Annotated in this window: 10 protein-coding genes; 1 reads left to right on the top strand and 9 read right to left on the bottom strand. The window is 60.8% G+C overall.

Annotation, left to right across the window (positions count from 1 at the left end; genetic code table 11):
- From ACIQ36_RS14670 to ACIQ36_RS14645, 6 genes are all read right to left on the bottom strand, one after another.
- The coding region (locus tag ACIQ36_RS14670; RefSeq protein WP_395830576.1) for a S1C family serine protease at positions 1-784 on the bottom strand (784 nt) is incomplete at its 3' end.
- Positions 781-1,392 (bottom strand): hypothetical protein, encoded by a 612-nt coding sequence (locus ACIQ36_RS14665; RefSeq protein ID WP_395830574.1) that lies wholly within the window; start codon positions 1,390-1,392, stop codon positions 781-783. The genes ACIQ36_RS14670 and ACIQ36_RS14665, both read right to left, overlap by 4 nt.
- 11 nt (positions 1,393-1,403) lie before the next feature.
- Positions 1,404-2,723 (bottom strand): AAA family ATPase, encoded by a 1,320-nt coding sequence (locus ACIQ36_RS14660; protein WP_395830572.1) that lies wholly within the window; start codon positions 2,721-2,723, stop codon positions 1,404-1,406.
- A gap of 11 nt (positions 2,724-2,734) precedes the next feature.
- Complete coding sequence (locus ACIQ36_RS14655; RefSeq protein WP_395830570.1) at positions 2,735-4,033, bottom strand: hemolysin family protein; 1,299 nt, start codon at positions 4,031-4,033, stop codon at positions 2,735-2,737.
- A 143-nt stretch (positions 4,034-4,176) separates the two neighbouring features.
- Positions 4,177-5,190, bottom strand: coding sequence for a YeiH family protein (locus ACIQ36_RS14650; protein ID WP_395830568.1), 1,014 nt, complete (start codon positions 5,188-5,190; stop codon positions 4,177-4,179).
- Positions 5,191-5,458: 268 nt separating this feature from the next.
- Positions 5,459-5,761 (bottom strand): BolA family protein, encoded by a 303-nt coding sequence (locus ACIQ36_RS14645; protein ID WP_395830566.1) that lies wholly within the window; start codon positions 5,759-5,761, stop codon positions 5,459-5,461.
- 95 nt (positions 5,762-5,856) lie between these two features.
- On the opposite strand from ACIQ36_RS14645, the gene ACIQ36_RS14640 reads away from it, so the two are divergent.
- Positions 5,857-6,474, top strand: a complete 618-nt coding sequence (locus tag ACIQ36_RS14640; RefSeq protein ID WP_395830564.1) for a J domain-containing protein — start codon at positions 5,857-5,859, stop codon at positions 6,472-6,474.
- Between the two features lie 2 nt (positions 6,475-6,476).
- Here ACIQ36_RS14640 and ACIQ36_RS14635 read toward each other — a convergent pair whose 3' ends face one another.
- The 3 genes from ACIQ36_RS14635 to ACIQ36_RS14625 form a co-directional block, all read right to left on the bottom strand.
- Positions 6,477-7,250 carry a ferredoxin--NADP reductase gene (locus ACIQ36_RS14635; protein ID WP_395830562.1) on the bottom strand — a complete coding sequence of 258 codons (774 nt, stop codon included), beginning with the start codon at positions 7,248-7,250 and terminating at the stop codon, positions 6,477-6,479.
- Positions 7,251-7,362: 112 nt separating this feature from the next.
- Positions 7,363-7,854: a signal peptidase II gene (gene lspA, locus ACIQ36_RS14630; protein ID WP_395830560.1), complete on the bottom strand. Its 492-nt coding sequence runs from the start codon at positions 7,852-7,854 to the stop codon at positions 7,363-7,365.
- A gap of 2 nt (positions 7,855-7,856) precedes the next feature.
- The coding region (locus tag ACIQ36_RS14625) for an isoleucine--tRNA ligase (protein ID WP_395830558.1) at positions 7,857-10,105 on the bottom strand (2,249 nt) is incomplete at its 5' end.

Below are 10,105 nucleotides of genomic sequence, written 5' to 3'. Positions count from 1 at the left end.
CCGGGGCGGCGAGAATGCCGATACCGGGGCGGGGAATGCGCTTGTCGCGGATGAGGATGGGGACGATGCGGTTCACGGTATCGACCGGCACGGCGAAGCCAACCCCCGCCGAGGAGCCGGAGGCGGAGAGAATGGCGGTCGTCACGCCGATCAGCCGCCCGGCGCTATCGAGCAAAGGGCCGCCGGAATTGCCGGGGTTGATGGCGGCATCGGTCTGAATCGCGCCGATCACCTCGCGCCCCGGCGCGGTCGGCAAGCGTCGATCCAGCGCCGAAATGATCCCGGAGGTGAGGGTGCGCGATAGGCCGAAGGGGTTACCGATGGCGTAAACGCTCTGCCCCACCTTCAAATCGGCGGAACTGCCCAAGGGGATCGGGCGCAGCGGCACGCGGCTATCCACCAGCTTCACCACGGCGAGATCATGGTCGGGTGAGACGCCGATCACGCGCGCCTCATGGGCCTCGCCCCGGTCTAGGCGCACGCGCACGCTCTGCGCGCCTTCGACAACGTGATAATTCGTCACCACATGCCCGGCGAGATCCCAAACGAAGCCGGAGCCCGCGCCGCCATCCCCATTCGGATCGCCGGTGAAAATATAGGCGACCGAGGGCGCGGCATTTTCGAACAGCGCTACCGTATGCTGCTCGTGCTCGGTGAGCGACCCGCGCGCATCGACCGGCCGGGGCCGATCCACCACCACCCAAACCGACCGCACAAACCGCTCCCCCATCCAAAGGGCGGCGATAAGGAGAAGGCCGAGGAGGAGCAGGCGGGAGAATTTCATGGTAGGTTTGACTCGGCAGGCGGTTTATACATAAGCTCTTCGTATATAATTGGCGCTTTTGCCTTCAACTCCTCCGCATCACCATATTTTTCATAACGGGTGAGATATTCCATTCTGTTTTTTACTAAATAATCCTCATTGAGATTCAACCTTTTTATCGTGGCCTCGCACGCGGATTCTAAATGCTCGGTTCCCCGCACCCCGCGATAACTTATTTTTCCGCTGGAAAGATTAATTTTAAATAGATTGGGTGGGATCGTGAAAGGATCAAGAACGTCATCGTGGTCATATTTGCGTCGATTTATCGATAGCGCACAGAGACGATAGTTCGACCATTCGTAGGCTTCATCAGGATGTTTTGTTTTTGGGCGGAAGTGATCGATTGTAACGGCTCCCGTCGCGTAATCGATATACATCGCTGTATAAGCGCATATCGTACCATAAGTCTCGTAAGCATGGAGTGTGATCGTGCGCCAATGAGGGCGGAACTCATCAGCTACTGGATCGCGCTGCTTCTCCTGCCTGAATTTAGATAGAAACATCGCCCCCTTTTGGCGTACCTCAACGTCGAAATTCTGCGGTTCGGGGCGCAAATCGAGTCGGATCATACTCCTGCCCCTTACGACCGCCAGCCTTCGCGCCGGGCGAGCCAATCCCAATGCGCCAACTCGGGATCGTCCGGAGCGAAACTTTCCGTCATACGTGCTTCAACCTCGGCAATATCTTCGGGGCCGGGGGTCTCCATCTCGAAGAGGGCTTCTCGTTTGGCGAGTGCTTCTTCCTGAGGCTGTGAGCGCTCGGGAACCTCAAACATCGGACTTCCGAGCCATTTTCCAACCGTACCGAATTTCCTGAACTCCACCTCCCGCAGTTCCACCGTCCCCCGCTCGCCAGGAACACCGGGGGTTAGCTGAAGGTCCAGAAGCTTGTCTTTTTCGGGATCGAAATGCGGCTCAATCCCCGTCAGCACGATGGGCGAATGGGTGGTGCAAATGACTTGAACCTGAAACCCTTCATCTTCCGTAATGGCCTTGGCGACTTCGAGCACGGCGGCGAGAATTTTACGCTGCCATTTGGGGTGGAGATGGGTTTCGATTTCGTCGATGAGGAGGACTAGATTTCGTGCCGGCGTTTTTTTAGTTAGCTTGGCAACTAGTTTGTGTTCCTGCCAAAGCCAAACGATTATATATGCCAGACTGACGATTCGCTGCACCCCAGCGGAGGCGTGGGTAATAGGCGTTACGCCAGATGAGGTTACGATATGAGGAATTTCACGTAAATCTTGAATATTGATCCGAGAGGGTGGTGAAAGTGATAAAAATTCTTGAGCTTCGCTCGATAAGTATTTTAAAGCATCTTGCATTTGATGATATGGTTCTGATTTATCTTTAAACCAAATCATTAAATCATATATATATCCATTTATTCTTATTAGATTCTCCCTTTCTCTGACGCCACCAATATTGACTTCAATATTGTTGATATTAAAATCTTCTTTTCTCAGGCCATTTTTTAAAGAGTCTAGTCCATATACAGAAGAGAACGCGAGTTTAGTTGCCCGGCGGAAGGGTTCATAGACCCCAATACGTCCTTCGCAACCCAAATACAAAGTCGGGAATTTTTGATTCTTTAAAACAAACTTCCCGAGCGCACCCCAAGAATCACCACTCTCGTCGTCAAGGCCGGGCTTGTATACGATTGTATTTATAGTGGATGACTCGCTAACTTTTTTAAACTCTAAGCTAATCGAGTTTTCTTCAGCTTCCGTGGGTAAAATTTCCTCCCCAAATGGCTTACCGGTCAGCGCGAACCACACAGCATCCAGAATAAAACTCTTCCCCAAGCCATTATCGCCGGTAATGACCGTCAGCCGTTCAGCAAACTCGACCTCCATTTCGGGGGCCGGGCCGACGCCTTTGAGGGAGAGTTTTTTCAGCATGGGGTTTCTCGCTACTCCGCTTCCGCCAGATTCGTCACCAGCACCTTATCCACGCGCCGCCCGTCCATATCCATTACTTCCAGGATGAAACTGTCCAACGCCACGCGGTCGGCGGGTTCGGGGATGCGTTTCAATTGCGACATGATGAAGCCGCCGAGGGTTTGCACATGGGCTTCGTCGGCGCCGGGGAAATCGTGAATGCCGGTGACGGCATGGACTTGGCTGAGCGGCATCATGCCGTCGATCAGCCAGGAGCCGTCGCCGCGCTGCACCCAGGCGGGGTCTTCGTTCGGGGCGGAGACCGAGAGATCGCCGCCGAACAAAGCTTCGAGCAGGTCGGCGGGCGTTACCAGCCCCTGCAAATCGCCATATTCATCAACGATCAGGGCAAGGTCTTCGCCCGATTGGCGGAACTGGTCGAGCACTTTCAGGGCGGGCGCGGTTTCGGGGATATAGAGCGGCTCGCGCAGGGCGGCTCTCAGGTCGAGCCCGCCGCCGGCCAGCGCCTTTTGCAGCAGATCCTTCACCCGCACGATGCCGACGATATTATCGGGCGCACCATCGACCACCGGGAAGCGCGAATAGCGGCTGGCTTCCAGCGTCGCCCGCCATTCTTCCGGCGTTTGGGCGAGGTCGAGCACTTCCAACTGCGTGCGCGGCGTCATCAGGGCCGACACGCGCCGGTCGCCAAGCCGCAGGGTTTGATCGACGATTTGCTGTTCGGCGGCGTCGAAATGGCCCGAGGCCGCGCCCTCGCGCATCAGGTGCCGCACTTCTTCGTCGCTCACCGCGTCCGCACTACTCTCCTGGCCGGGAATCAGGCGCAGAATGAGCGTGGTGCAGAGCGACAGCAGCCAAATGGCGGGCCGGGCGACGCGGCTGGTCAGCAGCAGCACGCCCGACAGCGCGGCGGCAATGCGCTCGGGATAGGTCAGGCCCAAGCGTTTCGGCACCAGCTCGCCCAGCACCAAGCTCACAAAGGCAATGAGGATAACGACAATCCCGAAGCCGAGGCTATCGGCATAGGGCGCAAACACCGGGCTCTGCGCGAAGAGCACGGCGACATCGCCCGATAGCGCATCGCCACCAAACGCCCCGGTGATGATCGCCACGAGCGTAATGCCGATTTGCACCGTGGAGAGAAGATCGGTCGGCCGTTCGGCGAGCAGAAGGGCGCGGCGCGCCCCGGCGCTGGTTTTCGCCAAACGTTGCAGCCGGGCTTTGCGGGCCGAAACCACCGCCATTTCACCCATGGCGAACAGGCCGTTCACCAAAATGAGCACGAAAATCAGGAGGAGTTTCAGTGTCATGGCCGCGACTCACCCTGGATCGGGGCGCGGAGACGGAGGAGGATCAGGCAGGCACGCCTGGGACTGTCGGAGGACATTGGGTCCGGTTCTAAAGTTGCACTTACCCGCATCCTACACTGGATGGGGCGCGCTTCGCCAGAGGGTCAGACCAGCTTCAACAGAGCCACGACCAAGAGCAGCAGCAAAATTGTTTCGGCGGCCATTAATCCCACCGCGCGCCCGCCGACTTTCGACAGGGCTTGCAGCGAGGTTTTCACCCCCAGCGCGGCAATCGAGAGCGTGATGCACCAGCGCGAGGCATCGCCCATAAAGGCCCCAACCGGCTTCGGCACGAGGCCGATGCTATTGGCAATGACGATGGCGATAAAGCCGAGCAGGAACATCGGCACCAGCGGCGCTTTTTTTGCGGAACCGCCCTCGTCCGCAATAACCTCGCCGGGCGGCACGAAGCGCACCAGGAGGGCGATACCAACGACCGTGGGAACCAGCAGGGCGACGCGCCAGAGCTTGATGATCGTGGCGGTATCGCCCGTCTCATGGCTCACGCTATAGCCCGCGCCGACCACTTGGGCGACATCGTGGATGGTCCCGCCCAGGAAAATGCCGGTATCGGTCGCGTCGAACCCGAACAGCCGCGCGATCACCGGGTAGAGCACCATCGCCACGGTCGAAAGGGTCGTCACGCCGATAATGGTGAAAGCGGTATCGCGCTCATGGTTCGGGTAGCGCGGCAGCACGGCGGAAATCGCCGCCGCCGCCGAGGCCCCGCAAATCGCGGTCGCCCCCGCCGACAGAATGCCGAAGCGCTGCCGCAAGCCCAGCATCCGCGCGGCGATCAGCCCAAAGCCAAGGGTGATGACCACGGCGGCGGCAATCCCCACCAGCGAATGCCACCCCAACGCCGAAATCTGCTCCAACGTAATCCGTCCGCCCAACAGCGCGACACCCAGGCGCAGAATCGAGCGCGAGGAAAAAGCGATGCCTTCGGCAAAGCGCACATCGCTGGAGAGGAAGTTAAACGCCATGCCCAGCAGTAGCGCATAGAGCACCGCCGGGCCGCCTTGGCTGGCGGCCACGAAGCTGGCCGCGAGCGCCAGCGTTAGACTCAGCAAAAAGCCGGGGAAAAGTTGGCGCAGGCGGGGCAGCGAAAACGGCATTGTCCGGCTCGGAAAATCACAGAAGCCTAGCGGGAATAACCGCGCTGATGCGTCACGTCAAGCGCGCTGACATGGCAGGGTGGGCGCGTGTTCCGAGAGGGCGTTTGCCCTCTCGGGCTCTCCCAACCAGGGCCGACGGCCCTGGACCCGTAATTACTCAATATGCTTGGAGGCATTGAAGATCGATAGCGCGAACGGAAATGGGATTGCCAAGGGACAAGTCCCTTGGCCAGGGGGGCGGGGACGGCGTCCCCGACAAATCTCTCCGCTACCCCCCAACCTCCGCCGGGGTGCGCGCCATCACGGCGAGGGCGTGGACCGGCCCGGCCAACTCGTCGGCGAGGACTTTATTGATGCGGCGCTGGCGGTCGACGCGCGATAGGCCGTCGAACTGGGGGGAGATGACGACGACGCTGAAATGGCTCTCGCCCCCCGCAGGCGCCCCCGCGTGCCCGGCGTGTTTGGCGCTATCGTCCTGCACGATCACTTCGGCGGGGGCGAAGGCCGCCAGCAACTTTTGCTGGAGCCGGGCGGCGACGGGGCCGGTGGGGGGAAGCGGGTCGTGCGGCATAGGGTAAATCCTAAAATCGTCAAGCGGCATCCTTGGCAGGCAGCCCCGAAGGTTGATGGCTTGCGCCGCCTGCCCAGGCTTTCCATACTAGCGCGATGGCCCCCCGTCGTCCCTCCCGGTTTTCGGCCTCGTTTTTCGAGGAGCCCGAAGCGCCCCCCACCCGCCGCTGCGATCATCATGATTGCCCGGAGCCTGGGGACTATCGCGCGCCTCGCTCGCGCATCGATCTCAATAGCTACTATTGGTTCTGCCTGGAGCATGTGCGCGAGTATAACCTCGCCTGGAACTATTACGCCGGGATGAGCCCCGAGGAAATCGAAGCGGAAGTGCGCACCGATTCGACCTGGAACCGCCCAACCTGGCCGTTCGGCCAGTCCAAGGGCGCGCCGGGTGCTAAGCCAACGGGGCCGCGCACGGCAGGCGGCCCCCGCCCCGGCGGGCGCACGCGCTTTACCGATGGCTTCGGCTTTTTCGACGATGATAGCGCTGATGACGCGGCGGCTGCGCGCGGTTCCGCCTCGCCGGAAGAAACCAAGGCGATGGCAATCTTTAACTTAAGCCACCCGATCACTTTGGCCGACGTAAAAACCCGCTACAAGGAGTTGGTGAAACGCCACCATCCCGATGCGAATGGCGGCGATAAGGCGGCCGAAGAGCGGTTTAAGCTGATTACCCAGGCGTACACGGTGCTGCGGTCGTTTGTGACGGAGTAGGTTTACTTCTCCGCAAACGCCCGTTCGATCACAAAACTGCCGGGGGTGGAGGTATTGCCCTCGACGAAGCTGCGCGCCTCCAGCATCCGCTTCAAATCCGCCAGCATTTCGGCGCTACCGCAGATCATGGCGCGGTCGGTTTCCGGGTCCAGGGCGGGAATGCCGAGGTCGGTGAACAGCTTGCCGCTTTCGATGAGGTCGGTGGCGCGGCCCTGGTTTTTATAGGGCTCGCGCGTGACGGTCGGGTAGTAGAGCAGTTTCCCGGCGATGACTTCGCCCAAGACTTCATCGTTCGGCAGATCGTGGGCGATATAGTCGTGATAGGCGAGTTCGGCGACTTCGCGGACGCCGTGAACCAGGATGACCTGTTCGAATTTTTCGTAGGTTTCCGGGTCGCGGATGATCGACATGAACGGCGCAAGGCCCGTTCCGGTCGAGAGCAGATACAGGCGGCGGCCCGGTAGCAAATAGTCGATCACCAGCGTGCCCGTGGGCTTTTTGCCGACGATGATGGTGTCACCGACCTGGATGTGTTGAAGGCGCGAGGTGAGCGGGCCGTTTTCCACCTTGATGGAGAGGAATTCGAGATGCTCCTCGAAATTCGCGCTGGCGATGCTATAGGCGCGCAACAGCGGTTTGCCGTTCACCGGCAGGCCGATCATGATGAACTGGCCGTTGAGGAAGCGAAACCCTTTGTCGCGGGTGGTCGTGAAGCTGAACAGCCGGTTGGTCCAATGGTGGACGCTTAAAACGCGCTCTTCCAGGAAATTCGACATGCTCTCATCACCGCACTGTAGAATAGCGACTATCCCTGTCGCTGCTTGGAGAATGGTCGCTTATGCCCCGGTTTTTGCAGCGCGGCAAGCTACCGCCGCCGCATAGCAGCCCTCAGCGCTTGCGGCGACTGTCGAGAAACGAGTCCAGCAGCAGCAGCCCAACGCCGACCGAAATTCCCATATCGGCGACGTTAAAGGCGGGCCAACTATAGTTCTGGTAGTAGAAGAACAGAAAATCGAACACCGCGCCGAAGCGCACCCGGTCAATCACATTGCCAATCGCGCCGCCGATAACGCCCGCGAGGCCCACCATCAGCAGCGTGCCCGTTGCGCGCCATAGCCAGACCAGCATAAAGCCGGTGATGACCAGGGCGACGAGGGAGAGAATCCACGCGCCGCGACCGTCGTGGTTCGAAAACAGGCTGAAGCTGACGCCCTTGTTCCACACGGCGACCAGATTGAAAAAGCCCGTGATTGCGACCGCCGGGGCGCGGTCGTCCGGCCCCGTCACGCCGAACCAGCCCATTAGCCAAAATTTGCTGAGTTGATCGAGCAAGATGACGAGGCCAGCGAGCAGGAGCCCCTGTTTGAAGGCTTTCGGCATGGTCAGGCGGCGATCACTTCGGCGCAGCGGAAGCACAAATCCGGGTGGTCGGCGATGGTGCCGACTTCCGGATAGTAGCTGCGGCAGCGCTCGCAGCGGGCGTGCTCGGTTTTTTCGAACAGCACGGCGACGCCCTCCACCTCGGTCGAGAGCACCGCTTGCGGCGGCGCATCGGCGAGCGGTCGAAGGTCGATACTAGCGGTAATGCAGATTTCGGCGAAATCGAGCCCCGAGAGCGCGGCCACATACTCCGGCGCGGCATAGACTTTCGGCGCGGCTTGGGAGGAAGAGCCGATGTCCTTGGCCGCGCGGGCAAGCTCAATCGCCCCCGTCACGGCGCGGCGGATGCTGCGGATGCGCGCCCATTTTTCGCCCAAGGCCGGATTGAGCCAGGCGGCGGGCACATCCGGGAACAATTGGCGGTGAACGCTATCCGTCTCACCCTGGGGGCCGCCCGCAACGCCGACCGGGCGCAGGCCCCAGGCTTGCTCGGTGGTGAAGGGCATCACCGGGGCGAGCCAGAGCATCAGCTTATGCAGGCACTCGGCCATAACGGTGCGCGCGGCGCGGCGGCGCTGGCTGCTGGCGGCATCGCAATAGAGGGCATCTTTGCGAATGTCGAAGTAGAAGGCCGAAAGATCGTTCGCGCAGAAGGTGTGCAGCGCCGTGTAGAAGGCGAGGAAATCGTAGCGCGCAAGGCAGTCGCGCAGCTCTTTATCAAGTTCCGCCAAACGGTTCAGCACCCAGCGTTCCAGCTCCGGCATGTCGGCGATGGGGAGTTTCTCCGCCGCCTCGAACCCGGCCAGCGCGCCCAGCAGATAGCGCAGGGTATTGCGCAGGCGGCGGTAATGGTCGGCGGTATATTGCAGGATCGATTTGCCGATGCGCGTGTCTTCGGAATAATCCGACAGCATAGCCCAAAGCCGCAGAATATCGGCCCCGAACTCGTTCATCACCACCAGCGGATCGACGCCATTACCCAAGGATTTGGACATTTTGCGGCCCTGCTCGTCGAGCGTGAAACCGTGGGTGAGCACGGCATCATAGGGCGCGCGCCCGCGCGTGCCGCAGCTTTCCAGAAGGGAGGTATGGAACCAACCGCGATGCTGGTCCGAGCCTTCCAAATACAGATCAGCGGGCCACTTCAGGTCCGGGCGGGCTTCCAGCACGAAAGCATGGGTGGAGCCGCTGTCGAACCAGACTTCGACCACATCCGAGACTTGCTCGTAATCCTCGGGGTTATAGTCGTTGCCGAGGAAACGGCTGGCGGGGCTTGCGAACCAAGCGTCGCCGCCTTCGGCCTCAAAAGCCGCCGCGATGCGCGCGTTCACGCCCTCGTCGCGCAGGGGCTCTCCCGTTTTCTTGTCGATGAACAGCGCCATCGGCACGCCCCAGGTGCGTTGCCGCGACACGCACCAATCGGGCCGCTGGGCGATCATCGCGCCGATGCGGTTCTTGCCTTGCGCCGGGAACCATTTGGTATCGTCGATGGCTTTCAAGGCCTTATCGCGCAAGCCGTCCGTGTCCATCGAGATGAACCATTGCGGCGTCGCGCGGTAGATCAGCGGAGCCTTCGAGCGCCAGGAATGCGGGTAGGAATGCAGCAGCTTCGCGCTTGCCAGCAGATTGCCCGCGTCGGTCAGCGCGGTGCAGACGGGCGCATCGGCCTTGAACACATGCACGCCCGCGAACAGGGGCACGGTCTCATAATATTTCCCGTCGCCCGCCACCGTGCGCGGAACTTCCAGCCCGAACTGTTTGCCAAGCTGGAAATCGTCTTCGCCGTGGCTGGGGGCGGTATGAACGAGGCCGGTCCCGGCGTCCGCCGTGACATGGGCACCGGGGAGCAGGGGAACGTCGAACTCATAGCCCTGGCCGCGTAACGGATGGGCGAGGATCGTGCCTTCCAGCGCGGTGCCCGGCAGATCGGCAAGTTTGGTAAAGGCGGTGATCTTGGTCGCCTGGGTGGTGGCTTCCAGCAGATCGGCGGCCAGAATAAGCTTATCGCCGGGTTTCGCCAGCGCGCCTTCGGCAACGTCCGTGACCTCAATCAGCGCATAGGTGAGGTCGGGATTGAAGGCGACAGCGCGGTTGGCCGGAATGGTCCAGGGCGTCGTCGTCCAGATCACGACGCCCGCGCCCGTCAGCGCCGCGTTCGGGCTGCTGACCACGGGAAAGCGCACATAGATCTGCGTCGAGGTATGGTCGTGATATTCGACCTCGGCATCGGCCAGGGCGGTTTGTTCGACCA

Origin of the sequence: Elstera sp. (assembly GCF_044372965.1) — a bacterium.
Taxonomy (GTDB): Bacteria; Pseudomonadota; Alphaproteobacteria; order Elsterales; family Elsteraceae; genus Elstera.
The sequence above is the reverse complement of the archived record's forward strand: the minus strand, read 5'-3'. Positions and strand labels throughout refer to the sequence as shown.

Bases quoted from the DNA above. Each gene is read 5' to 3' on its own strand.
- ACIQ36_RS14650 (WP_395830568.1), bottom strand. From the start codon at position 5,190: ATGCCGTTTTCGCTGCCCCGCCTGCGCCAACTTTTCCCCGGCTTTTTG.
- ACIQ36_RS14665 (WP_395830574.1), bottom strand. From the start codon at position 1,392: ATGATCCGACTCGATTTGCGCCCCGAACCGCAGAATTTCGACGTTGAG.
- ACIQ36_RS14635 (WP_395830562.1), bottom strand. From the start codon at position 7,250: ATGTCGAATTTCCTGGAAGAGCGCGTTTTAAGCGTCCACCATTGGACC.
- lspA (WP_395830560.1), bottom strand. From the start codon at position 7,854: ATGCCGAAAGCCTTCAAACAGGGGCTCCTGCTCGCTGGCCTCGTCATC.
- ACIQ36_RS14655 (WP_395830570.1), bottom strand. From the start codon at position 4,033: ATGACACTGAAACTCCTCCTGATTTTCGTGCTCATTTTGGTGAACGGC.
- ACIQ36_RS14640 (WP_395830564.1), top strand. From the start codon at position 5,857: ATGGCCCCCCGTCGTCCCTCCCGGTTTTCGGCCTCGTTTTTCGAGGAG.
- ACIQ36_RS14645 (WP_395830566.1), bottom strand. From the start codon at position 5,761: ATGCCGCACGACCCGCTTCCCCCCACCGGCCCCGTCGCCGCCCGGCTC.
- ACIQ36_RS14660 (WP_395830572.1), bottom strand. From the start codon at position 2,723: ATGCTGAAAAAACTCTCCCTCAAAGGCGTCGGCCCGGCCCCCGAAATG.